Source organism: Flavobacterium sp. FG68 (genome assembly GCF_057808895.1).
On sequence record NZ_JBMDIY010000032.1, the window covers coordinates 11,464 to 35,976 of the forward strand.

Sequence of the window (24,513 nt, forward strand, 5' to 3'; positions counted from 1 at the left end):
CACTGGCATAAAATTAGTTAAATATCGCCAGTAATTTCAGTGTTTTGGAAAAATTAAATTAAAAAAATCATATTTAATGTGAATTTTCTTGATATTTTTTAAAAAAACCACACTCCTTTATTTCTATATTTGTTTACTAAAACCAATCCAAAAAACTAATTTTTAACAAATTATGAAACGACCTCTTACTTTCTATTTGATTTTGTTAATTACCAATTCATTATTTGCACAAATAGCCCCTGCTGTAGCTAAATATGATCTTGCTAAAAAGAGATTATTAATACAAAGCTGTTCTACCTATTTATTTAATGCCAATCAAGGTGCAATAGATGTTGATAGTGCTGTAGTTGTTGCTTGCAAAGCTTACAAATTGCCTGTTTCATTAAGTTATACTGAAGGTTTTAGTGATGATACAAAATTAATTGGAAGTGAGTTCATAGATAAAGGAAACATCACTTCTGTACTAAAGCTTTTGGCTAAATCAAAGGGTGAAGACCAAATTAAATTATTACTCCAATTAGGGAGTTTTTATCTTTTTAAACCGGGAACAAAACCGCAGGATTTAAAAAACGCAAAACTTTATATTGACAAAGCAGTTTTGGCAAGTAATCAAAGTAAAATAAAAAGATTACAGCATCAAAGTTTATTGTTATTAGGTAAATATTATTATCAGGCTAATAATCAGCCGGAAGGCAAAAAAATATTTTTGCAGGTTATAGACGAATGCCGAAAACGAAATGATAAACTGACTCTTGCCGAAGCGCTGGATGCTTACGGAACACTTTTATTCAATTTAGATCCTGAAAAAGAAAAAATACTGCAAGAAGTTGTTTCGCTTTATGCTTCTTTAGGTTTAGAAGAAAAGAGAATAGAGAATTACACCAAAATCACGACAATCTATTTTTGGACAAATAAAGTAAATGAAGCTAAAAAAAGATTGTATCAAAATTTAGCTGATTTACGAAAAATTGGTTTTACACATGAGCAATTTGCAGAAACTACAATTGTTTATATTGAACTGGCAATGCACAATATACCAAACGCATTATATTATGCCCTAAAAAGTGTAAAACGAATGGATGCCGAAAAGGATTATACTTTTGGTGACATTTTTTATATGCGTTTGGGAGATGTATACAATCATTATGGTCATCACGAAGAAGCCTTAGAATTGTATAAAAAGAGTATCGAAATAGGCCAGCATACTATTGATACCGGTACTTGGTACAAAAGTTTTTACAGCGCTGTAGCGGCTTTATCTTTAAAGGGAAAAACTAAGGAAGCGATTGTTTATATCAATTCAATGACAGAAAAGCATCCTCCTAAAAGTACTTTTGATAAAATGTCTGTTGCGTATGTTAAAGCCAATTCTTATGACGAAATAAAGGATTTTGTTAAAGCTGAAAAATACTTTAAAGAAACTGCTTATTATGCACAGCAGTTAAATGGCCCGGAAACTTTTAGAGAAGTTGTTCACGAATATATTATAATAGCTCTTTTTTATATCAAAATTAATAAGCCTCAAGAAGCTAAATTTTATTCTGATAAAGCTGCCGCGCTTTTAAAAACAAATGACAAATATAATTCGCATGCACTCCAGCTTTTATTGTATAAAACAGACTCGATCAATGGTAATTTTAAAGGTGCTCTGGAACGTTTTAAAGATTACAAAAAAATAATGGATTCAACTCATGGAGTGGATAAAAACAAACAAATTGACGAACTTAAAATTCAATATGAAACGGCTAATAAGGAACAAAAAATTAAACTTTTAAATAATCAGGATAAATTGCAAAAAAGCGAATTGCAAAAATCAAAACTTTTAAATAGTGTCTCTATATGGAGTTTAGTATTGTTACTGCTTGTAATTGCATTATTATTTAACCGATACCGATTAAAACAACGAAATCATGCTAAACTTGAAATCAAAGAGAAAGAAATCAACCAGAAAAATATTAATCTTAAACATTTACTGGATGAGAAAGAATGGCTGTTGAAAGAAATTCATCATCGTGTAAAAAATAATCTGCAAACTGTAATTAGTCTGTTGAACTCGCAATCAGCTTATTTAGAAAATGATATGGCATTGTCGGCGATAAAAAACAGCCAGCACAGGATTCATTCGATGTCTTTGATTCATCAGAAATTATACAATTCCGAGAATATTTCGACAATCAATATGCCAAATTATATTAAGGAATTGGTCGAATATTTACGAGATTCTTTTTCGCTTGGGCAGAGAATTCGCTTTGAAGTAAAAATCGATCCGCTGGAATTAGATGTTGCACACGCCGTTCCGCTTGGATTAATTTTGAATGAAGCGATTACGAATTCCATCAAATATGCTTTTCCCGAAGATCGAACGGGAATGATTTATATAACGCTTGAAACAATAGCCGAAAATGAATATCTCTTGACTATTTCTGATAACGGAATTGGTTTTGATTTGAACCTCAACAATACAAAAGCGAACTCATTTGGAATGAGCCTGATAAAAGGTTTAACGGATGATCTTGACGGAAAATTGACAATGGAAAATAATAACGGAACCATTTTGAAAATTGAATTTTCACAAGAATTTCCTCTGAATCAAAAAAGGAAAATGATTTAAAACCTACATTTGTACATCAAAATACCTACTTGGTTTTAGCTATCTGCAAATGACACACAAAATTTTAATTATAGACGACGAAGAAAAACTGAGAAGCCTGCTGGCGCGTATTATAAAATCGGAAGGATTTGAAGTTATCGAAGCCAAAGATTTAAAATCAGGTTTTAAAAAACTGGAACAAACAGATATTGATGTTGTTTTATGTGATGTAAAACTGCCTGACGGAAATGGTGTTGATTTTCTTCAAAATATAAAAGGAAGTTTTCCTCTCATAGAAGTTATTCTTTTAACTGCTTTTGGAAATATTCCGGATGGCGTTCAGGCAATGAAAAATGGCGCTTTTGATTATATTGTAAAAGGCGACGATAACGACAAGATTATTCCGCTTCTTTATAAAGCGGTTGAAAAAGTGCATTTACAAAAGAAAGTACAGCAACTTGAAAAACGCATCAACGATAAATATTCTTTCAGCACTATTATCGGAAAATCAAAAGGAATTGAACAGGTTATTGATTTAGCACAAAAAGTAGCCAAAACCGATTCGACTGTTTTACTTACTGGCGAAACCGGAACCGGAAAGGAAGTTTTTGCACAGGCCATTCATGAAAACAGTAATCGCGTCGGTAAATCTTTTGTGGCTTTAAACTGCAGCACTTTTAGTAAAGAAATTCTTGAAAGTGAACTTTTCGGACACAAACAAGGCGCTTTTACGGGAGCTTTAAAAGATAAAAAAGGTTTTATTGAAGAAGCCAATGGCGGTACTTTATTTCTAGATGAAATTGGTGAAATGCCAATTGATCTTCAGGCTAAATTATTGCGTGTTTTAGAAACTTCCGAATATATTCCTGTTGGTGATACAACTCCAAAAAAATCAAACTTTAGATTAATTGCCGCTACAAATAGAGATTTAAAAACAGAAAGCGACGAACATCGTTTCCGTTCTGATTTATATTTCCGTTTGAATATCTTCGAAATTAAACTTCCTTCTTTAAGAGAAAGAATTAAAGATATTGGGGTTTTAACACATCATTTCGTGAAACAGTTTTCTGAAAAAACGAATAAAAAAACATTACATATCTCAGATGATTTTCTGCAGAAATTAGAAAACTATTCCTGGCCGGGAAACATCCGCGAACTTAAAAATATTATAGAAAGATCAGTTATTTTGAGTAATGGCGATACTTTAACTTCAGATGTTCTGCCTTACGAAATGCAGCATCAAGCCGAAAAAAGCACCAAATCAATGTCGGCTTTCTCTATGCAGAGTGTTGAAAAACTGCATATTCAAAAGGTTTTAAATTATACTAAAGGAAATAAAGCTGAAACCGCACGATTATTAGAAATTGGGATTGCGACTTTGTATAGAAAGCTGGAAGAATATGGGATAGAAAATTCCAAAATTTAAATTCCAAATTCCAATATCAATAGCAATTTCAAATTTCAATTTTAAAGGAGCCTACATTTTACAATTCACAATTTATAATTAATTAAATAAACCTATCATTTCAATAAAAGCTTATCAAAATGATAGGCTTTTTTTATGCCTAATTTTTGGCATATAACTACATTCCTTTTATTGACAGCACTTTAGCTGTAACTCAACTTTTTCGGAACATATTTTGGCATAAGGAGGGAGAACATTAAAAATTCATTCCAAATGAAAAATCAAGTAACCTCAATCTACAAACAAGCTGAACGGTTTGCCGAAATCACTAAAAAATCTATTATTTCAGGCAATATCGTGAGAGCAAAGAAATGTCTGGCTCTTGCCGAACGTTTGTTTATAACCGGAAGCATCGAAACTAAAAATGCCATTTCTAATGTGTATGTTTTTTCGGTTTCTTCTTTTATGGAAGTGCGTCACTGCAATATTTCTCATCTATTTCCGCAGACACTTAAAGCGGAATATATTAAGCAGGTTAATGCCTCTGGTGTTTAATCGTTTAACCGCCAAACGACAATCTAAAATCTGAAATCTAAAATAATCATCCTATGATCACTTTTCTTTTACTCTTACTGGCCGTTGTGCTGTTTGTAATTTGTTTTCTCTCTGTTGAATTTTTTGAAAAAATCTAAATCATGACCGCACTATTTATTATTTCAATCGCCGTTTTCGTGTATTTGGTTTATGTATTAATCAAACCCGAAAAATTTTAAAAAATGAATTTTTAGAATTTAAGATTCTCTCAAAGAAATCTAAAATCAACAATCTAATATTAAATATATGAACACAGAATTATTAGGCGTCATTGGTATTTTTATCCTGACTATTGTTTTAGCTATTCCATTAGGAAAATACATTGCTAAAGTTTATTTGGGAGATAAAACACTTCTTGACCCGATTTTCAATCCAATTGAAAAATTTATTTTTAAAATCAGCGGTATTAATTCCACTGAAGAAATGAACTGGAAACAACACTTAAAAGCACTTTTAAGTATTAATATGGTTTGGTTCTTTCTTTGCTTTTTTGTCTTATTGTTTCAGGGTTCTTTACCTCTTAACCCGGATAACAATCCATCAATGACGCCTGATCTGGCATTTAATACTGCTATTTCATTTTTAGTCAATTGTAATTTACAGCATTATTCAGGCGAAAGCGGGGTTTCTTACCTTTCACAAATCGTCTTGATGTTCCTTCAATTTGTTTCTGCAGGTATTGGGATGGCTGCTGCCGCTATGATTTTTACAGCAATGAAAGAAAGAACGACAGAACAATTAGGTAATTTTTACAATTATTTCATCAAAAGCTGTACTCGTATTTTATTACCACTTTCAGCAATTGTAGCTGTTGCACTAGTATTTAGCGGAACTCCAATGACTTTTGAGGGTAAAGATGCTATTACAACGCTGCAAGGTGATCATGTAGAAGTTTCTCGCGGACCTGCTGCAGCATTTATTGCTATTAAACATATTGGTACAAATGGTGGTGGATTTTTTGGAGCCAACTCGGCGCATCCATTAGAAAATCCAACTTATTTTACTAACGGAGTTGAGCTTTGGGCACAAATGATTATTCCGTTTGCCATGATTTTTGCTCTTGGATTTTACCTCAACAAAAGAAAATTATCAAACATCATTTTTGGTGTAATGACAGTTGGATTTTTACTATTGGTTGTTCCAACAGTTATGAGTGAAATCAACGGAAATCCAGCCATCGAAAAAATGGGTATTGCACAAGCAACCGGAGCGATGGAAGGAAAAGAAGTTCGGTTTGGTCCCGCAATGTCAGGTTTCTGGAGTATTGCTACAACAGTAATTTCTACAGGTTCTGTAAACAGTATGCACGATAGCTCAATGCCAGTTTCTGGCGCTATGCAATTATTATCTATGATGGTGAATGCCTTTTATGGCGGATGTGGCGTTGGTATTTTGAACTACTATATTTTCATTATTCTGGCTGTTTTCATTTCCGGACTAATGGTTGGTCGAACTCCTGAATTTTTAGGAAAGAAAATCGAAGCACGGGAAGTAAAAATTGCTGCTTTTATCGCTATTCTTCATCCTTTATTAATATTAGCCGGAACTGCTTTAGCTTCTTATTTTGCTGCGCATGACACTGCAATGGGTTATTGGTTTAACGGAAATGCAACAGGCTGGTTAAACAATCCAGGAAATCACGGATTCTCAGAAATGTTATACGAATACACTTCAAGTGCTGCTAACAACGGTTCTGGTTTTGAAGGTCTGGGAGATAATAATCCGTTCTGGAATATCACTACAGGAATTGTATTACTGTTAAGCCGTTTTATTCCAATCATTGGGCCATTGGCAATTGCAGGTTTACTGGCAGGTAAAAAATACATTCCAGAGAGTGCAGGAACTTTAAAAACAGATACCTCAATTTTCGGAATCATGACTTTTGCCGTAATCGCAATTATCGCAGCTTTATCATTCTTTCCAGCGTTGGCTTTAGGTCCATTGGCAGAATTCTTTACTTTAAAATAAAAATGCTGGATATTTTAAACACATAGAAATATAGAATTTAAATCTATAAAAAAGAATAAAAAGAAAACTCGTTTTCACACATAGTTCGAATAACGATTTTACCATTCGCATTTCAATATAGCCCGTGGTTTCAACCACGGGAAACGAATTGCAGGGACAAAGATTGTGATATACGTTGCGTCCCAACGGTTAAAACCGCTGGCTATGTTCTATAATCTATGTGTTTTTAGCGCATAACATTTAACAAATAACATTTAACTTTTTACAAGAAAATGACAACTAATAAATCCACATCATTGTTTGAAAGTAAACAGGTAAAAGAAGCCTTAGTGCAGTCTTTTGTCAAGCTGAACCCAAAAATGATGATCAAAAATCCGGTAATGTTTACCGTAGAAATTGGAACTGCCATTATGTTTGCAGTCTGCGTTTCTATATTAATGGGAGCAGCAGATCAAGGTAGTTTTACTTATAATTTAATTGTGTTTTTAATTTTACTGGCAACACTTTTATTTGCCAATTTCGCCGAAGCAATTGCTGAAGCAAGAGGAAAAGCACAAGCCGATAGTTTAAGAAAAACACGTGAAGAAACTCCTGCAAGACAAATTCTGCCAAACGGCGAAATTAAAAACATTAGTTCTTCGGCATTAAAAAAAGACGATATTTTCGTTTGTGAAGCTGGTGATTTAATTGCTGCCGATGGTGAAATTATCGAAGGTCTGGCTACAATCGACGAAAGTGCCATTACTGGAGAAAGTGCTCCTGTAATTAGAGAAGCTGGCGGAGATAAATCTTCGGTTACCGGAGGGACAAAAGTATTATCTGATAAAATTAAAGTAAAAGTAACTTCTGAACCGGGCGAAAGCTTTTTAGATAAAATGATTGCTTTAGTTGAAGGAGCAAGCCGTCAGAAAACACCAAACGAAATTGCCTTAACCATTTTATTAGCCACATTTACTTTAATCTTCGTGATTGTGTGCGTTACGCTAAAACCGTTTGCCGACTATGCCAACGCACCCATCACGATCGCGGCTTTCATTGCTTTGTTTGTTTGTTTAATTCCAACTACAATTGGTGGTTTGCTTTCTGCGATTGGTATTGCGGGAATGGACAGAGCGTTGCGTGCTAACGTAATTACAAAATCGGGTAAAGCGGTTGAAACTGCTGGGGATATTGATGTTTTACTTTTGGATAAAACAGGAACCATCACCATTGGAAACAGAAAAGCAACTAATTTTTATCCAACAAAAGGAATTTCTTTTGATGACTTTGTAAAATCAGCTGTTTTGAGTTCGCTTGCAGATGATACTCCAGAAGGAAAAAGTATTATTGAATTGAGCAAAACGATCAATTTAAACGGTAAAATGCAGGAAGACATTTCACATTTCACAGATAACATTTCACACACTATAAAATTTACTGCCGAAACCAGAACTTCTGGAGTAGTATTAAAAGATGGAACTAATATTAGAAAAGGTGCTCAGGATGCTGCGAAGAATATCGCGCAACAAGCCGGAAATTCTTTCCCTGAAGATACTGCCCAACAAGTAATCACAATTTCTTCTAACGGAGGGACTCCATTAGTAGTAATCAAAAACAATGAAGTTCAAGGTGTTATCGAACTTCAGGATATTATCAAAACCGGAATGAAAGAACGTTTTGAGCGCTTACGCAGAATGGGAATCAAAACGGTTATGGTTACAGGAGATAATCCGCTTACTGCTAAATTTATTGCCGAAGCAGCTGGTGTTGATGATTTTATTGCCGAGGCTAAGCCTGAGGATAAAATGAATTACATCAGAAAAGAACAAGCCGAAGGAAGATTGGTTGCCATGATGGGTGACGGAACAAATGATGCTCCTGCCCTTGCTCAGGCGAATGTTGGAGTTGCTATGAACAGCGGAACTCAAGCGGCTAAAGAAGCCGGAAACATGGTCGATCTTGACAATGACCCAACGAAACTAATCGAGATTGTTGAAATTGGAAAACAGCTTTTAATGACTCGAGGCACTTTAACTACTTTTTCTATTGCAAATGACGTTGCGAAATATTTTGCTATTGTTCCTGCTCTTTTTATTACTGCGATACCTGCGCTGCAAGGTTTAAATATCATGCATTTGCACAGTCCAGAAAGTGCGATTTTATCAGCTGTAATTTTCAATGCGATTATCATTCCGATATTAATTCCGCTTGCGCTGAAAGGTGTTGATTACCGTCCAATTGGAGCTAGTGCTATCCTTAAAAGAAACCTTTTGATTTATGGTTTGGGAGGTTTGATTGTTCCTTTTATCGGAATTAAAGTAATTGATCTAATTGTTGCTCTCTTTATGTAAAAATTAAACCTGACAGGTTTTTAAAACCTGTCAGGTTCACAAAACTCAATTAAAAACATAGACTTTAAACTATAAGCTTTTAAGAAAAAACTTAGAACCTTAGCATCTTAGAGTCTTAGAATCTCAAAAGAAATGAAAAATCTATTTTCACTATTAAAACTTACCGTATTTACTTTGATTTTGTTTGCGGTTATTTATCCTTTAGCGATTTACGGAATCGCACAATTGGCTCCAAATCAAGGAAAAGGAGAAACTATTTCGGTTAACGGAAAAGTGGTTGGTTATCAAAAAATTGGTCAGAAATTCGATAAGTCAAATTATTTCTGGGGAAGACCTTCGGCTGTTGATTATAATGCTGCCGGAAGTGCCGGAAGTAACAAAGGGCCAAGCAACGCCGATTATTTGGCTTTGGTTCAAAAAAGAATTGATACACTTTTATTGGTTCATCCGTACTTGAAAAAATCTGATATTCCTTCAGACATGGTAACGGCCTCAGGAAGTGGTTTAGATCCGAATATTTCTCCACAAGGGGCGCTGATTCAGGTAAAACGAATTGCTAAAGAAAGAAAACTGGATGAAATTAAAGTAAAAGCTTTGGTTGAATCTAAAATTAATACGGCTGTTGTTGGTCCTGAAACAGTGAATGTTTTAGAATTGAATGTGGCGCTGGATCAGTTAAAATGATACGTTTTAAAAACCTGTCGGGTTTGACAACGGATATTCAGTAATTCTTGTCATTCCGAGGAACGAGGACACGAGCGATAGCGAACTGGCGAAGCAATCTCCGCGAGTAGCTCGACAAAGATTGGCGAATTTCTATACGGAGTTTCTTGCGCAGATTCCTCGTTCCTCGGAATGACAAACTAGATATAAAAACTAAAACGAAAACGCCTTTTTTACCCCAAATGCCCTAGCCCCGATAGCAGTGGAAATCCTTTTGTGTCTCGTTTCTTTAACGAGACACAAAAGATTGAAACGGATAGCGGGATTAGCTCCTAAAAAATCTACTAAATAAATAATTTAATTCAGAGGATGAGATTGCTTCGTTCCTCGCAATGACAAAATGAAAAAAATAATATTTACTGCTTTAATCGCTTTTGGTTACTGCAATTTACATGCACAAGAAGAATCAAAAAGTCCGTTTACATTTTCAGGATATGTAGACGCTTATTACAGCTATGATTTCGGGAAACCGGAAAATCATACTCGGCCAAACTTTTTTTACAGTTATAATAAAAGCAACGAGGTAAACCTGAATTTAGGTATGGCAAAAGTGAATTATTCGAAAGAAAATATTCGAGGAAATTTTGCTTTGATGGCGGGAACTTATGCCGAATATAATATGTCTGCCGAGCAAGGTTTATTGAAAAATGTTTACGAGGCGAATGTTGGTGTAAAGATTTCGAAAAACCATAATTTATGGATTGATGCGGGAATCATGCCTTCACACATTGGTTTTGAAAGTGCGATTGGAAAAGACTGTCAGACTTTAACGCGAAGTATTTTGGCTGAGAATTCTCCTTATTATGAAACGGGAGTTAAAATTGGTTATACATCAGAATCCGGAAAATGGTATTTGGCGGGAATGTACTTAAACGGCTGGCAAAGAATTGAGAAAGTCGAAGGAAATCAAACGCCTGCTTTTGGAACTCAGGTTACTTACAAACCATCTGATAAAGTGGTTTTAAACTGGAGTACTTATGTTGGAAATGAACAGCCGGATATTGACAAAAAATGGCGTTATTTCAACAATTTTTACGGACAATTTAAAGTAACAGAGAAAACAAACGTAACAGCTGGTTTTGATGTTGGATCTCAGCAATCGGCTAAAAATAGTAACAAATACGACACTTGGTTTTCGCCAGTTTTGATTCTGCAATATAAACCAGTTGATAAAATTCAGCTTGCAGTAAGAGGAGAATATTACAGTGATGAAAAAGGTGTAATTATCGCAACTGAAACGCCAAATGGTTTTAAAACTTATGGATTTTCAGCTAACTTTGATTACTTAGTTACTGATAATGTTATGTTTAGAATTGAAGCCAGAAATCTTTCAAGTAAAGACGAAATCTTCACAAATAAAGACAATCTTCCAACGGATACGAATACTTTTGTAACGACTTCCTTGGCGATTAGTTTTTAGGGGAATATTTCTTGCCACAGATTACACAGATTAAAAGGATTTTTTAATGTCTTTGTGTAGATTTATTTGCCACGAATTACACAAATTTTCACGAATTATATTAAATAAAAATTTGTGCAAATTTGTGTAATTCGTCGCGAAAAAAAATAATCCTTTTAATCTGTGTAATCTGTGGCTTTAAAAAAAAACTTTGTGACTTAGCGCCTTCGTGGCAAAAAATATGGAAAACGAAAATAATAATGCACAGCACTTTCTCGATTTAATTCAGAAATCACGAAAGGGAAAGTTCAAAATCTACATTGGAATGAGCGCCGGTGTGGGCAAAACTTTTCGTATGCTTCAGGAAGCGCATTCGTTATTGAAAAACGGAATCGATGTAAAAATTGGCTACATCGAAACACACATGCGAAAGGAAACGCATGAATTATTAGCGGGTTTGCCTATAATTCCGAGACGGACCATTTTCTATAAAGGAAAAGAATTGGAAGAATTGGATGTTCAGGCGATTATCAATCTTCGTCCAGAAGTCGTTATTGTTGATGAATTAGCGCACACGAACGTTGAAGGAAGCAAAAATGAAAAACGCTGGCAGGATGTTTTAGAAATTCTGGAAGCTGGAATTAATGTGATTTCGGCGGTTAATATTCAGCATATTGAGAGTTTAAATGAAGACGTAAAAAGAATTACAAACATTGATGTTCAGGAACGAATTCCGGATAATGTTTTGCGATTGGCGGATGAAGTCGTCAATATCGATTTAACATCTGAAGATTTAATTGCGCGTTTGAAAGAAGGAAAAATTTATACTCCGGATAAAATTCAGACGGCTTTGGCGAACTTTTTTAAATCGGAACAGATTTTACAGCTTCGGGAATTGGCTTTGAAAGAAGTAGCGAGTCAGGTCGTTCGAAAAGTTGAAAATGAAGTTCCGAATCTTCATGCTTTACGACATGAAAAATTGCTGGCCTGCATAAGCAGTAATGATAAAACGGCTAAAATTGTAATTAGAAAAGCAGCCCGATTGGCAAGTTATTACAACGGATCGTGGTATGTTTTATATGTGGAAACGCCGCAGGAAAGCAGTACAAAAATTGCTTTAGATAAACAACGGCATTTAATTAATAATTTTAAACTCGCCGTGCAATTAGGCGCAGAAGTTATTAAACTGGAAAACAAAAATATTGCCGATGCGATTTTGATCACTGCAGAAGAAAAACAAATTACAACTGTCTGCATAGGAAAACCGCATTTGAATTTATTTAAAGTAATTTTGTCTACAACAATTTTTAGGCGTTTGCTAAATAAACTGTCTTTATCAAATGTAGATCTTGTTATCCTGTCGTGAAAAAATATTAAACCATATAAGTAATATAAGTTCATTTAAACAGAATGCTTAATCAGCTGTACTTACATTTTCTTATATTACTTATATGGTTCAAAAAAATGTTTTATAAAATGAGAATTAAAACCAAATTGAATCTGGGAGTTGGATTATTATTTTTAATGATTATTATACTTTCGTTAGTGAGTGGTTATTCTGTTTTTTTGATAAAAGCAGACACAGAGAATATTCTGAAAGCAAATTATAATACGCTGGAATATTCTCGAAATATGATTTTGTCTTTGGATGAAATTAAAGCGAGCCCTGATAGTAAGATTCATGTTTTCAAGGAATATCTTGAAAAACAAACACAAAATGTTACCGAACCAGGAGAAAAAGAAGCAACTGCCAGTCTTGAAAAAAGTTTTGCTCTTTTAGAGAAAAACGGCTCTAATGAAGCTTTAAAAACACAAGTTAGACAGGACATTTTCACTATTATGAAATTGAATCTGGATGCCATAAAACAGAAAAGCGATATCGCCAAACATACCGCCGAAAATGCTAATTTATGGATTGCTATTGTAGGAACTTTATGTTTTTTAATTGCTTTTAATTTACTGATTAACCTGCCTAATAATATTGCCAATCCAATCAAGGAATTGACGCTGAGTATTAAGGAAATTGCCAATAAAAATTATTCAGAGCGTGTTCACTTTACAAGTCATAGCGAATTTGGAGATTTGGCTAAATCGTTTAATACGATGGCACAGAAACTTCAGGAATATAACGACAGTAATTTGTATAAACTCTTTTTCGAAAAGAAACGACTGGAAACTTTAATCAATAATATGAACGATCCTATTATTGGCCTGGATAATGAAGGAATTGTTTTGTTTGCCAATGATGAAGCGTTGAAAATTATCGGTTTAAAATTAGAAGATGTTATCGGGAAATCGGCTTCTACTCTAGCCTTGTCCAATGATTTGATTCGTTCTTTGATTTTAAAAGAGGATACAGATTCTCCTAAAAAGCAGCCACTTAAAATTTATGCACACGGAAAAGAAAGTTATTTCGAAAAAGAAATTCTGAATATTACCATAATTCCAACTGGTGAAGAAAAAGAAATTAATATTGGCGATGTTATAATTCTGAGAAACATTACACTTTTTAAAGAACTTGATTTTGCCAAAACCAATTTTATTGCAACGGTTTCGCACGAATTAAAAACACCTATTGCGTCTATAAAATTAAGTCTTCAATTGCTTGAAAACAATAAAACAGGTGACATGAACGATGACCAAAAACAATTGGTAGAAAGTATAAAAGATGACAGTCAGCGCTTATTGAAAATCACGGGTGAATTACTTAATCTATCGCAATTAGAAACGGGAAATATTCAGTTAAATATCGAAAAAAGTAATCCGCATGAAATTGTAAATTATGCTGTTGAAGCCGTAAAAGTTCAGGCTGATCAAAAACAAATTAATCTTTTAATTGATGCCGATGAAAATCTGCAAGACGTAAAAGCCGACAGCGAAAAAACAGGCTGGGTTTTGATTAATTATTTGTCGAATGCAATAAGATATTCTTCTGAAAAAAGCACAATTATCATCAAATTAAAAAAAGAAAATAATCAAATCGTATTTCAGGTTATCGACACTGGAAAAGGAATTGATACAAGATATAAAGACAAAGTTTTTGATAAATATTTTCAGGTTCCGGGAAGTCAGAAATCCGGAACCGGATTAGGTTTAGCAATAAGCAAAGAATTTATTGAAGCTCAAAATGGAAGTGTTGGTGTAGAAAGTAATTTAGGATTGGGAAGTACGTTTTGGTTTTCGTTGAAGGTTTAGATTTTTTTTCCTGCCACGAAGGCACTAAGACACAAAGTTTATTTAAAGAATTTGAAAGATTTTTGAATAGCTTTGTGTCTTAGTGCCTTCGTGGCAAAAAAAATTACGTATTCGAAGTATTATTCTTAATCTCTCGAACTTCTCTTTTCAATTCTAAAAGCAAATCTTTCATTGCTCCCGTTTCTGTCATTTCTTGTTTTTTATCCGAACGTCCAATATTACATTCGTATTCCCAAATCTCCAAAATATCAGAAGCTTTCACTTCATAATTTGGATAAAAACTATTATCCGATTCTAAAACCAAGGCGTTCTTTTTGTTTTTATTGAGACGCTTATATACCATTCCTTCATTCTTAGTGATAAGAATATAGGTTTTTCCATCCATCACTTCTCCCAGCTTTTCTACATAACGGCCAATAATAATAGAACCATCTTCGTGTGGAGGCATTGAATCACCTTCAACAGGAAATCCGCGATGTTTTCCCGGTCCTAAAAAAGGAAGTGTAATCTGCTGTAAACTTTCAATATATTCCGGATCAGCATATCCGTTTAGATAACCTGCTTTTGCTTTTTGAGATACAATTTCAATAAAGTTTTCTCCAAAACTATCCACTTGAATAGGTAAAATAAGTCGATTTCCTTCCAGTTTTATCAAATTTTGCACATCAATTTTGCGTATATCGACAGATAATATCAAGTCAATACTCATATGAAAATATAAGGCAATTTTCTTTAAAATGTCATACGGTGCTTCCGAAGTTCCATCTTCGTATTTAACGTATCTTCCTCTGGTAATACTAAGGTTCTCAGCTAATTTCTCCTGCGATATTTTATGCTTAACCCTCAATGCTCTGATGTTATCTGAAAATAAGGACATAATTAATTTGTTATAATTTGGAACAGCAAATATATAAAAAAATGTTATCAACTGTACTAATTTTGCTTTATACAAAAAAACATTTTTTTGAAGTGATTATGAAATTGAGCAATATAAATACCACAAAATCAATAGAATTGTACATTCCGGATGTAAGTTCAAAAGTAAAACTACCTTTTTTTGACGTTGGTATCAGCGCAGGTTTTCCTTCGCCTGCTGATGATTTTATCGAATTATCGATTGATCTCAACAAAGAATTCATCAAACATAAATACACTACTTATTTTGCACGGGTTAAAGGACATTCTATGAAAAATGTCGGTATCAATGATGGTGATTTATTGATTATTGATAAAAGTCTGGAACCGCAGAATAATAAAATTGCCGTCTGCCAAATCGATGGTGAATTTACTGTAAAACGTATCAAAATAGAAAAAGACATTATTTGGCTTATTGCCGAAAATGAAGATTATCAGCCTATAAAAGTAACCCCGGAAAATAATTTTGTGATTTGGGGAATTGTGGTTCATTGTATTAAAACTTTTTAAGTTCATTGTCAGTCTGAGCGAAGTCGATTGTCAGTCTGAGCGAAGTCGAAGACCTTTATACGATGAATCCCTTCGACTTCGCTCAGGGTGACAGAACAGAAATAGAAATAAAAAACACATTTAGAAATGTTTGCTTTAGTCGATTGTAACAATTTTTATGCTTCTTGCCAAAGAGTATTTGAACCACATTTAAGAGGAAAACCTATTGTTATTCTTTCTAATAATGATGGTTGTGTTATTTCGCGTTCTGATGAAGCAAAAGCTCTGGGTATACCAATGGCCATTCCGGCTTTTAAGTATGAATCTATTTTTAAAGAAAAAAACATTTTTGTTTATTCTTCAAATTATCCGTTGTACGGCGATATGAGCAATCGGGTAATGAACCTGCTTCAAACTTATACTCCCGAAATTGAGATTTACAGTATTGATGAAGCTTTCCTGAAATTTTCGGGTTACGATTTATTTGATCTGAATACGCTGGGTTTAAAAATGCGTAAAGAAGTCACTCAAGGAACAGGAATTCCGGTTAGTATAGGTTTTGCGCCTACGAAAGCTTTGGCTAAAGTAGCGAATAAAATTGCCCGAAAATTTGCAGATCGTACGCAAGGTGTTTATTGTATTGATTCTGAAGAAAAAAGAATTAAAGCATTAAAATGGACAAAAATTGAAGACGTTTGGGGAATTGGAAGAAAACATGCCAAACGTCTTAAATTAAAAAAAATAATCACGGCCTATGATTTTACGCAGTTTCCAGACGCTTGGGTAAGAAAAGAAATGTCTGTAGTGGGACTTCGGCTAAAACACGAATTAGAAGGGAAACCAACTTTGGATTTAGAAGAGAGAGCAGACCGTAAAATGATTGCAACTACGAGATCTTTTGAAAAAAGATATACTACTTTTGAAGAAATATCGGAACGAATCAGCACGTTTACAGCTACTTGCGCTGAAAAATTAAGACGTCAGGAGTGTCATTGCAATATGGTAACTGTATTTATCCAGACGAGTTTTATAAAGAATGAAGAATCACAATATTCACGAAGTATTACCATCACTACTGATTTTCCAACTAATTCGACAATAGAACTTAATGAAGCTGCGCAAAAAGGATTTAAAGCTATTTTTAAAAAGGGTTATCGTTATAAAAAAGCAGGTGTAATTGTAATGGGGTTAACGCCAAATAGTGAAACACAGCTTAATTTATTCGAAACTTCAAATCCTAAACATCAGCCTTTAATGAGTGTAATTGATAAAATGAATCAGAGTTACGGTAATAATAAAATTAAATTCGGTGTACAGTCGTTGGGACGGCAATGGAAAATGAAGCAGAACAGATTATCTCCCAAGTTTTCTACTTCACTCAAGGATGCTATTACGGTTAAAGTTTAAATGTAAACAACAGAAAAACAATCGGTTTTACGTTATATAAAGATGAAAAATACGGAATATGCCATAGTCGATATTGAAACCACAGGCGGGAACGCCAGTGGCAGCCGCATTACAGAAATTGCTATTATTATCCATGATGGCAAAAATGTACTTGATCGTTATGAAACACTCGTTAATCCGGAGCAGGACATTCCTCCTTCTATTTTTGGATTAACAGGAATTAATAACGAAATGGTGGCTAATGCACCTATTTTCGACGATATTTCAGAGAAAGTATTAGAAATGCTTACTGATCGTGTTTTTGTTGCTCATAATGTAAACTTCGATTATTCATTCGTTCATCATCAGCTTGAAAAATCGGGTTTTAAATGGTCTGCAAAAAAACTTTGTACCGTTCGCGCAGCCAGAAAAATCAAACCGGGCTTAGGTTCTTATAGTTTAGGAAATCTTTGTAATTCCTTAAACATAGGTTTAGAAAACAGGCACCGTGCGGGCGGAGACGCAGATGCAACTGCTATTTTATTTTCGCTTTTACTGGAATGGGACGATGCGGGAGAAATCGATAAAATGATCAAAAAAACGGCACAAGATCAGCGTTTGCCACCGAATCTGCCACCTGATGATTTTAATAATTTACCAGAAAAACCAGGCGTGTATTATTTTTATAATCAACAAAAAAAGGTGATTTATGTAGGGAAAGCTATCAACGTAAAAAAACGTGTGGCTTCACATTTTAGCGGTAACAATATTAATCCGCAAAGGCAGCATTTTTTAAGGGATATTCACGGAATTTCTTTTGAAATCTGCGGTACAGAATTAATGGCGCTTTTATTAGAATGTACCGAAATCAAAAAACTCTGGCCAACTTACAACAGAGCTTTAAAACGCTTTGAAGCGAAATTTGGAATCTACCAATACGAAGCCCGAAACGGTTATAAATATCTTGCCATTGGAAAAGTGAGCAAATTTCAAATTTGTATTCATGAATTTAATAGCCAATATGATGGAATAAATTTATTGAGAAGTCTGGCAGAACAGTTTGAAATCGACCATAGATTCTGCAAATACACCAGACCCGAAGAAGGAGAACTTTTTCAAAATAATGAAGTAAAAGATCTGCCTGATGTTGTACTTCATAACGAGCAAGTTGATAATGCTATTGATTTTTTATTGACCAACAGACCCACTTTTGCTATTATAGACAAAGGAAGATCAAAGGATGAACGCAGTTGTATTTGGATTGAAAACGGACATTTTCATGGCATGGGATATATTCCGTCTGATGTCTCTATTCATGATCCATTAGAAGTAAAAAACTATACGGAGCCTTATAAAAGCAATCAATATATTGAACATTTGATTTTTGCTTACGCAGAAAAACATCCGGGTAAAGTGTTCTTTAACAAGCAGTTCCTGAAATAAGAACATTAAATTAATCTCGATTAAATGCTTAATAATCAGTAAATTTAATAATACAACTAATTAAATGTACCATGAAAATAGCAACATATAACGTAAACGGAATCAACGGTCGCCTGCCTGTATTATTACACTGGCTTGATGAAGCTGCACCAGATATTGTCTGCCTGCAGGAATTAAAAGCGCCACAGGATAATTTTCCGCTTAAAGCGATTAATGATGCCGGTTACAATGCGATTTGGCACGGACAAAAGCAATGGAACGGTGTTGCAATTCTTGCCCGAAACATGGAAATTGAAGAGGTAACACGCATTCTACCGGGAGATGATGAAGATGTTCAGAGCCGTTATATCGAAGCTTTGATTAATGGAATCGTGATCGCCTGCCTTTATCTTCCAAATGGGAATCCTTGGCCGGGACCCAAATTTGAATATAAGCTAAAATGGTTTGATCGTCTTGCTGATCGCGCAGCTACTTTACTTAGTTTAAAAGTTCCTGTAATAATCGTTGGTGATTTTAATGTTATGCCAACAGAACTGGATGTTTACAAACCTGAAAAATGGGTTAATGATGCTCTTTTCAGATCCGAAGTTCGAAAAGCTTTTGTGGCTATAGTTTCGCAAGGCTGGACAGATGCGATTCGAAAATTATATCCTGACGAGAAAATTTACACTTTTTGGGATTATTTTAGAAATGCTTACGAACGGGATGCCGGTTTAAGAATTGATCATTTTTTACTGAGTCCGCAAATAGCTTCAGCATTACGTTCGGGTGGTGTTGACCGTCATGTGCGAGGCTGGGAAAAAACAAGCGATCATGCTCCTGTTTGGATTGAAATTGACAAAAAATAAATGGAAAATGACATTATTTAACGACACCGAATTATTTACCGCAGGTTTGGCAGGAAAAAAAGTATTTGACATCCCTGATTCTGAATTGATTTTGATTGATAATTTCTTCACCAAAGAAGAATCTGATCGTTTTTATGAAAGACTGCTTCGCAAAACGAAATGGAGAGAATATGAAATGGAAATTTACGATAAAACCTATACGGTTCCCAGAATGATCGCTTGGTATGAAGATAAAGATAATCCCGGAGCAGACCCTAAAGGACCCGATTGGAATTACGAATTACTGACTATTAGAGGTCGTGTAGAAAAAGAAACACAGCTGGATTTTAATACCGTTTTACTTAATTTATACCGAGATGGAAATGACGGGGTGGGCTGGCACAGCGACAAAGAACACAATACGGGTCCAAATCCGGTTATTGCTTCGGTGACTTTTGGAGAGACCAGAATGTTCAGGCTTCGTCATAAATTCAACAAAGAAATTCCGCAGGTCGAAATTCCGCTGCACCATGGATCTTTTTTACTTATGGCAGGAACAACAAATAGTTTTTGGCAGCATCAGGTTCCTAAAACAGCTCGCAAAGTTTTACCAAGAATCAACCTTACTTTTAGACAAACCAAACGTAGTGTATGATTTATAAACAATTCAAAATGAGTTTTTTCACCATTTAATAACGATGAGGAAAATTCTGTCGAAAAAAGTTAAAATACTGATTGTATGAAGGTTTTATTAGGCAGACCCTTTCTTTTTTACTAGTTTTGTAACCCTTTTTTAAAATATAATACCAAAATGGCTTATTCAAACAATGATTTATCGCGTTTCTTAGATGCGCAAAATAAACTTTATCTTACTGCCCTTGCTGAGATCAAAAAAGGGAAAAAAGAAACGCACTGGATGTGGTTTATTTTTCCTCAGATTAAAGGATTGGGCACAAGCGATACTGCAAATCTTTATGCGATTGCCGATCTAAAAGAAGCTTCTGAATTTTTGGAGCATCCTATTTTAGGAAAACATCTTATTGAAATTTCTGAAATTTTATTGACTTTTAAAAGAAAATCAGCTGACGGAATTTTGGGTGATTTAGATGCTAGAAAATTACGTTCTTCGATGACTCTTTTTTCAATGGCCGAAAATACAAATCCAATATTTCAGGAAGTTTTAGATGCTTTTTTCTCCGGAGAATCAGATCCGCTTACAATATCTATTATTAATTCAACTATAAAATCATCTACTGAAGCTGTAACTATATAATTTATAACATTCATAGATTTTTTACGTATAAAGGCACTGCATAATGCAGCGCCTTTTTTGTTTTTATTTATCACGGTTTTTCATCAAAACACGAAAACATACAGCTTTATATTTATATTCTATTTAGTTTTACTTACATAAAAAACCAAATCATGACCGAAAAAATCAAAACTCTTCAAATTATTCACCTTGCCGTTTGTGCAGGAACAATTGTCGCTTATTTCTTTTTAGGTGAACTTTCTGTCGAAAAACTAAATATTCCTAATATTGATTCATCATCACTGGTATATGTTTTTATTCCAGTTTTAGCGTTTGTTTTCAGTACTTTTTTATTCAAATCACAATTAAAACAAATTGACCCAAAACTAAAAACCGAAGACAAATTATCTATTTATCAAACAGCATCAATAATGCGATGGGCAGTTTTAGAAGGTGCTGCTTTTTTAATCTTATTTTTAAAACCGGATTTTGTGCTATTCGGAATTCTTATCATTATATATCTTATTTTCCTGAGACCTACCGAGGAAAGAATCAATAACGATTTAAACGAAAATTCTTAACCGCAGAGAAGCAAGGATTTTACGCAAAGGCATAAAGAAAAAAATAAAACTTTGCGACATTATCTAAAATCTATTCTCTTTATTCTATCTTCTTACCTCTCCTTCTCTTAAGTAACGAAATTTCAAGAAATAGAATCTGATTCACGAAATATAACAGCTTATCAAAAACATAAAATGCCCGAAACTCCTTGTTTTCGGGCATTTTTCGTGTGGCACACGTATTGGTTTCTTACAAATCAATTAACATTAAACCATATGAATTATGAAAAAATCAATTTTTATTTTATGCTTCATTTTTTTTAATTACACGGTTTCGAAAGGCTGTGACAAATGCGGAACTTACAATAATAGTGACTTTAAGATAAAATCGGCCACAATTACTCATAAAGCAGATTTAGGTATTACGGTTTGGGATATTAAAGTCGAAGGAACTGCCGGAAAAACAATGCCTAAACCCGTTGGACAATTAAACGGAGCGCCTGTTTTAGCTTACGTTTTTCCAACCACTTTAAAATCATCTGATATTGGTTTCGGTCAAGCGGAAGGAATCGTAGCGCTTGCTCTGACTTCACATCCTGATTTTGAAGATACCCCGCTTTGGGATGAAAATCTGGACGGAAATTATCTTAACGACGGATTGGTTTGGCATGCCCACTGGGTTCTTTTGGTTGAAGATAAACGTGTTGCGGGCGGACTTTCGGTTAGAGAATTTACAAAAGGAGATCCTAATGTCATTTTACCTCCAACAAATCCCGGAATGGCAATGTATATGGACAGTCCCGGTTTTAATATCGTTTCTAAAGGAAATTCAATAAAAGTAATTGTTCCTAATTTTAGGATCAATAACAAAACAAATTTCAAGTTTGATGCTGTAAGCTGCTATATGGAAGTCAGTACTGGTGCCGGAGGTTCACATGAAGGAGAAGGGAAAAAACCAATGCTGGGCGTTTACAAAGTGTATACCGTTGCCAGCGGAAATCTTTCACTTCCTTATTCTGTTAAATAAACTCGCTTTACAAAGTTTTTGCCCACGGATCTAAGGGATTAAACGAGTTTTCACTGGTTATTTAATTCAATCGCATAGTTTTAATAAAACAGCGTAAACCTGTTTAATCCGTTAGAACGGTGGGCATATTCATATTTTTTTTGAGGAATTTTATTTTATTTTTGGTTATAAATTTGTTGCACAAAAAAGCGCCTTGAGATTATCAAGGCGCTTTGGTATTATTAAAGTTTTCAATTTGAAACTTGAAACAAATTTTTACTCTTTTGGTTTTGTTAAGTAGTAAACGGGAATTCCTGTTAGCATGATTAAAACTCCCCATCCGCAGGTTGAGAATTTTGTAATTAATAATGAAACACAAATTGCTGCTGCTATTATAATATATAACATTGGTAAAAATGGATATCCAAAAGCTTTATAAGGTCTTTCTGCATCTGGCATTTTTTTACGTAAAATAAAGATTCCGTAGATTGTCAGGATATAGAAAATCAAAACAATAATAATTACGAAATCCAACAAATCACCGTATTTCCCAGTCAAACACAAAGCCGAAGCCCAGATACATTGTGCCCAAAGAGCCCATGCAGGAACACTTGATTCGTTTAAAACAGCCGCTTTTTTAAAAAACAAACCATCTTTCGCCATAGTATAATAAACTCTCGCACCGGCCATAATTAATCCGTTGTTGCAGGCAAAAGTTGAAATCATAATCATGATTGCGATAATCAACGTTCCAATATTTCCGAAAATATATTGTGAAGCCACAACTGCCACACGATCCGATTTTGCTGTTGCGATTTCGTCTAGCGGAATTACAGCTAAATACATAATATTAGTCAGTACATAAATAATCGTTACAATAAAAGTTCCCAGAAATAAACTGAAACCTACATTACGTTTTGGGTTTTTAATTTCTCCGGCAATAAAAGTAACTCCATTCCAGGCATCACTTGAAAATAATGATCCAACCATTGCGGCAGAAATTCCTGTAATCAAAGCTGTTCCGCCAATTGGCAGCCACGAACCCGTTTCTTTATTAAACGAACGTGTATTCCATGCATCAGCCCAGTTGGCATCCCAAACCGAAGCTTTTGCTGCAAGCGTTAATCCAAAAACAATTAATCCCAGCAATGATAAAATTTTGATAATCGTAAGAACGGTTTGAAGAATTTTTCCGTTTTTAACCCCGCGGCTATTAATATAAGTCAGTAAAATAATCGTGAAAATCGATACTAACTGCGCAGCATTGAGTTTGAATGAACCAATTTCATAAAGTATATTTTCATCACTTAAAGGTTCGTATAAATAAGCAGCAAATTTTGAGAAAGCAACTCCAACCGCTGCAATTGTTCCGGTTTGAATTACGGCGAAAAAACTCCAGCCGTACAAAAAGGCAATTAATTTGTTGTAAGCTTCCTTTAAGTACACATATTGTCCTCCAGCTTTTGGAAACATTGCACTTAATTCGCCATAACTTACGGCTGCAATAATGGTAATTAATCCTGAAATCAGCCAAATTAAAGTAAGCCATCCTGCAGATCCTACTTGTCTGGCGATATCGGCACTTACAATAAATATTCCAGATCCAATCATAGAACCCACTACAAGCATGGTTCCGTCTAATAATCCTAGTTCTCTTTTAAAGTGTTCTTGGTTTTCTTCTTGCATTTTTTTGGTTTTTGGGTTGGTTAAAGATATACTTTTTTCTGAAATTTTAGATTTTCTGTTATAAATTTTAGGTTATTAAAAATATTTTGAGCGTATCCCTCCGGGTCGGGCTATCCACTTTATCTTTTATGGTGAACCCCACCATAAAAGGATGCCGTTTCTATCCCTTACGCAAACTTTTCCATAAGAACTTTTTCGAATAAAACTTCAATTACGGTTTTCCATAAAATATAACTTTTTGGACTATTTACATTTGAAAATCGGAAACTTAAAAAAATCAATAATAACATGGCTAGAATCATTTTACAAAACGACAATATAAATTTTAGCACAGATAAACAAAGCATAACAAATGGCTTCATTAGCGATCGTGATCTTTTAAAAAAACGTTCAAAAAAATATCTTGATCTTATTGCCGGGTTAGATGCCAAAACATTGACTGAAACAAAAGGAATGGATGAGCTTATAAAAGCTATTCAGGAAGAATTTGGCACAGCTGAACTTTCTAATTTACCATTGGGAATTCTTTCTAAATGTTTCTTAGGACATCCGTATGAAGTACACACATTAGACTTAAGCGGAAGTCAAATCATCAAGCATTACAAGATTACCGAAACAATGGAAGCTGAATTCGAGAAAGCACGATCTGTTGCTAAACATAATGCTTATGCTATGGTTGAAATTTATAAAGACAAAATCATTTTAATCCGAGAAGACGGAACAGCAACAAAACTATAACATCAAT

General features: G+C 34.3%; 21 protein-coding genes. 19 read left to right on the plus strand and 2 right to left on the minus strand.

The genetic code is table 11. The features are described 5' to 3' along the window. Window positions 1-172: 172 nt before the first annotated feature. The 10 genes from ACODSB_RS18455 (at window position 173) to ACODSB_RS18500 (ending at window position 14,204) form a co-directional block, all read left to right on the plus strand. Window positions 173-2,611: a sensor histidine kinase gene (locus ACODSB_RS18455; RefSeq protein WP_488938117.1), complete on the plus strand. Its 2,439-nt coding sequence runs from the start codon at window positions 173-175 to the stop codon at window positions 2,609-2,611. Between the two features lie 49 nt (window positions 2,612-2,660). After that, a complete protein-coding gene (locus ACODSB_RS18460) occupies window positions 2,661-4,016 on the plus strand; it encodes a sigma-54-dependent transcriptional regulator (protein WP_488938118.1) in 1,356 nt (451 codons plus the stop codon). 252 nt (window positions 4,017-4,268) lie between these two features. Beyond that, complete coding sequence (locus ACODSB_RS18465; RefSeq protein ID WP_026730398.1) at window positions 4,269-4,550, plus strand: DUF7674 family protein; 282 nt, start codon at window positions 4,269-4,271, stop codon at window positions 4,548-4,550. A gap of 140 nt (window positions 4,551-4,690) precedes the next feature. Then, window positions 4,691-4,768, plus strand: a complete 78-nt coding sequence (gene kdpF / locus ACODSB_RS18470; protein ID WP_081909388.1) for a K(+)-transporting ATPase subunit F — start codon at window positions 4,691-4,693, stop codon at window positions 4,766-4,768. A gap of 67 nt (window positions 4,769-4,835) precedes the next feature. Then, window positions 4,836-6,557 (plus strand): potassium-transporting ATPase subunit KdpA, encoded by a 1,722-nt coding sequence (gene kdpA / locus ACODSB_RS18475; RefSeq protein WP_488938119.1) that lies wholly within the window; start codon window positions 4,836-4,838, stop codon window positions 6,555-6,557. A gap of 272 nt (window positions 6,558-6,829) precedes the next feature. Next, window positions 6,830-8,887, plus strand: a complete 2,058-nt coding sequence (gene kdpB, locus ACODSB_RS18480; RefSeq protein ID WP_488938120.1) for a potassium-transporting ATPase subunit KdpB — start codon at window positions 6,830-6,832, stop codon at window positions 8,885-8,887. Between the two features lie 132 nt (window positions 8,888-9,019). Further along, a complete protein-coding gene (locus tag ACODSB_RS18485; protein ID WP_488938121.1) occupies window positions 9,020-9,571 on the plus strand; it encodes a K(+)-transporting ATPase subunit C in 552 nt (183 codons plus the stop codon). A gap of 379 nt (window positions 9,572-9,950) precedes the next feature. Further along, window positions 9,951-11,030: a porin gene (locus ACODSB_RS18490; RefSeq protein WP_488938122.1), complete on the plus strand. Its 1,080-nt coding sequence runs from the start codon at window positions 9,951-9,953 to the stop codon at window positions 11,028-11,030. A 220-nt stretch (window positions 11,031-11,250) separates the two neighbouring features. After that, window positions 11,251-12,375, plus strand: a complete 1,125-nt coding sequence (locus tag ACODSB_RS18495; RefSeq protein WP_488938123.1) for a sensor protein KdpD — start codon at window positions 11,251-11,253, stop codon at window positions 12,373-12,375. Window positions 12,376-12,485: 110 nt separating this feature from the next. After that, window positions 12,486-14,204 (plus strand): ATP-binding protein, encoded by a 1,719-nt coding sequence (locus ACODSB_RS18500; RefSeq protein ID WP_488938124.1) that lies wholly within the window; start codon window positions 12,486-12,488, stop codon window positions 14,202-14,204. A 103-nt stretch (window positions 14,205-14,307) separates the two neighbouring features. Here ACODSB_RS18500 and ACODSB_RS18505 read toward each other — a convergent pair whose 3' ends face one another. After that, window positions 14,308-15,081, minus strand: a complete 774-nt coding sequence (locus tag ACODSB_RS18505; protein WP_073489531.1) for an XRE family transcriptional regulator — start codon at window positions 15,079-15,081, stop codon at window positions 14,308-14,310. A 98-nt stretch (window positions 15,082-15,179) separates the two neighbouring features. On the opposite strand from ACODSB_RS18505, the gene ACODSB_RS18510 reads away from it, so the two are divergent. The 8 genes from ACODSB_RS18510 (at window position 15,180) to ACODSB_RS18545 (ending at window position 22,103) form a co-directional block, all read left to right on the plus strand. Continuing rightward, entirely contained in the window at window positions 15,180-15,629 is a 450-nt protein-coding gene (locus ACODSB_RS18510; RefSeq protein ID WP_256637470.1) for a LexA family protein, read from the plus strand. A 126-nt stretch (window positions 15,630-15,755) separates the two neighbouring features. Next, window positions 15,756-17,015: a Y-family DNA polymerase gene (locus ACODSB_RS18515; RefSeq protein ID WP_488938125.1), complete on the plus strand. Its 1,260-nt coding sequence runs from the start codon at window positions 15,756-15,758 to the stop codon at window positions 17,013-17,015. Window positions 17,016-17,057: 42 nt separating this feature from the next. Then, window positions 17,058-18,437 (plus strand): exonuclease domain-containing protein, encoded by a 1,380-nt coding sequence (locus ACODSB_RS18520; protein WP_488938126.1) that lies wholly within the window; start codon window positions 17,058-17,060, stop codon window positions 18,435-18,437. Between the two features lie 71 nt (window positions 18,438-18,508). Continuing rightward, window positions 18,509-19,285, plus strand: a complete 777-nt coding sequence (xth, locus tag ACODSB_RS18525) for an exodeoxyribonuclease III (RefSeq protein WP_488938127.1) — start codon at window positions 18,509-18,511, stop codon at window positions 19,283-19,285. Between the two features lie 7 nt (window positions 19,286-19,292). Continuing rightward, window positions 19,293-19,919, plus strand: a complete 627-nt coding sequence (locus ACODSB_RS18530) for an alpha-ketoglutarate-dependent dioxygenase AlkB family protein (RefSeq protein WP_256637156.1) — start codon at window positions 19,293-19,295, stop codon at window positions 19,917-19,919. Between the two features lie 156 nt (window positions 19,920-20,075). Next, window positions 20,076-20,537: a DUF1810 domain-containing protein gene (locus tag ACODSB_RS18535; protein ID WP_488938128.1), complete on the plus strand. Its 462-nt coding sequence runs from the start codon at window positions 20,076-20,078 to the stop codon at window positions 20,535-20,537. A 152-nt stretch (window positions 20,538-20,689) separates the two neighbouring features. Further along, a complete protein-coding gene (locus ACODSB_RS18540) occupies window positions 20,690-21,097 on the plus strand; it encodes an MFS transporter (RefSeq protein ID WP_488938129.1) in 408 nt (135 codons plus the stop codon). A gap of 262 nt (window positions 21,098-21,359) precedes the next feature. Next, window positions 21,360-22,103, plus strand: a complete 744-nt coding sequence (locus ACODSB_RS18545) for a hypothetical protein (protein ID WP_488938130.1) — start codon at window positions 21,360-21,362, stop codon at window positions 22,101-22,103. 255 nt (window positions 22,104-22,358) lie between these two features. Here ACODSB_RS18545 and ACODSB_RS18550 read toward each other — a convergent pair whose 3' ends face one another. Continuing rightward, window positions 22,359-23,768 (minus strand): APC family permease, encoded by a 1,410-nt coding sequence (locus tag ACODSB_RS18550; protein WP_309846410.1) that lies wholly within the window; start codon window positions 23,766-23,768, stop codon window positions 22,359-22,361. A gap of 288 nt (window positions 23,769-24,056) precedes the next feature. Between ACODSB_RS18550 and ACODSB_RS18555 the strand changes: the two genes are divergently transcribed. After that, window positions 24,057-24,506 (plus strand): hypothetical protein, encoded by a 450-nt coding sequence (locus ACODSB_RS18555; protein ID WP_180857741.1) that lies wholly within the window; start codon window positions 24,057-24,059, stop codon window positions 24,504-24,506. Window positions 24,507-24,513 lie beyond the last annotated feature (7 nt).

Coding starts and splice junctions, on each gene's coding strand:
- ACODSB_RS18455 (WP_488938117.1), top strand. CDS start 173: ATGAAACGACCTCTTACTTTCTATTTGATTTTGTTAATTACCAATTCA.
- ACODSB_RS18460 (WP_488938118.1), top strand. CDS start 2,661: ATGACACACAAAATTTTAATTATAGACGACGAAGAAAAACTGAGAAGC.
- ACODSB_RS18465 (WP_026730398.1), top strand. CDS start 4,269: ATGAAAAATCAAGTAACCTCAATCTACAAACAAGCTGAACGGTTTGCC.
- kdpF (WP_081909388.1), top strand. CDS start 4,691: ATGACCGCACTATTTATTATTTCAATCGCCGTTTTCGTGTATTTGGTT.
- kdpA (WP_488938119.1), top strand. CDS start 4,836: ATGAACACAGAATTATTAGGCGTCATTGGTATTTTTATCCTGACTATT.
- kdpB (WP_488938120.1), top strand. CDS start 6,830: ATGACAACTAATAAATCCACATCATTGTTTGAAAGTAAACAGGTAAAA.
- ACODSB_RS18485 (WP_488938121.1), top strand. CDS start 9,020: ATGAAAAATCTATTTTCACTATTAAAACTTACCGTATTTACTTTGATT.
- ACODSB_RS18490 (WP_488938122.1), top strand. CDS start 9,951: ATGAAAAAAATAATATTTACTGCTTTAATCGCTTTTGGTTACTGCAAT.
- ACODSB_RS18495 (WP_488938123.1), top strand. CDS start 11,251: ATGGAAAACGAAAATAATAATGCACAGCACTTTCTCGATTTAATTCAG.
- ACODSB_RS18500 (WP_488938124.1), top strand. CDS start 12,486: ATGAGAATTAAAACCAAATTGAATCTGGGAGTTGGATTATTATTTTTA.
- ACODSB_RS18505 (WP_073489531.1), bottom strand. CDS start 15,081: ATGTCCTTATTTTCAGATAACATCAGAGCATTGAGGGTTAAGCATAAA.
- ACODSB_RS18510 (WP_256637470.1), top strand. CDS start 15,180: ATGAAATTGAGCAATATAAATACCACAAAATCAATAGAATTGTACATT.
- ACODSB_RS18515 (WP_488938125.1), top strand. CDS start 15,756: ATGTTTGCTTTAGTCGATTGTAACAATTTTTATGCTTCTTGCCAAAGA.
- ACODSB_RS18520 (WP_488938126.1), top strand. CDS start 17,058: ATGAAAAATACGGAATATGCCATAGTCGATATTGAAACCACAGGCGGG.
- xth (WP_488938127.1), top strand. CDS start 18,509: ATGAAAATAGCAACATATAACGTAAACGGAATCAACGGTCGCCTGCCT.
- ACODSB_RS18530 (WP_256637156.1), top strand. CDS start 19,293: ATGACATTATTTAACGACACCGAATTATTTACCGCAGGTTTGGCAGGA.
- ACODSB_RS18535 (WP_488938128.1), top strand. CDS start 20,076: ATGGCTTATTCAAACAATGATTTATCGCGTTTCTTAGATGCGCAAAAT.
- ACODSB_RS18540 (WP_488938129.1), top strand. CDS start 20,690: ATGACCGAAAAAATCAAAACTCTTCAAATTATTCACCTTGCCGTTTGT.
- ACODSB_RS18545 (WP_488938130.1), top strand. CDS start 21,360: ATGAAAAAATCAATTTTTATTTTATGCTTCATTTTTTTTAATTACACG.
- ACODSB_RS18550 (WP_309846410.1), bottom strand. CDS start 23,768: ATGCAAGAAGAAAACCAAGAACACTTTAAAAGAGAACTAGGATTATTA.
- ACODSB_RS18555 (WP_180857741.1), top strand. CDS start 24,057: ATGGCTAGAATCATTTTACAAAACGACAATATAAATTTTAGCACAGAT.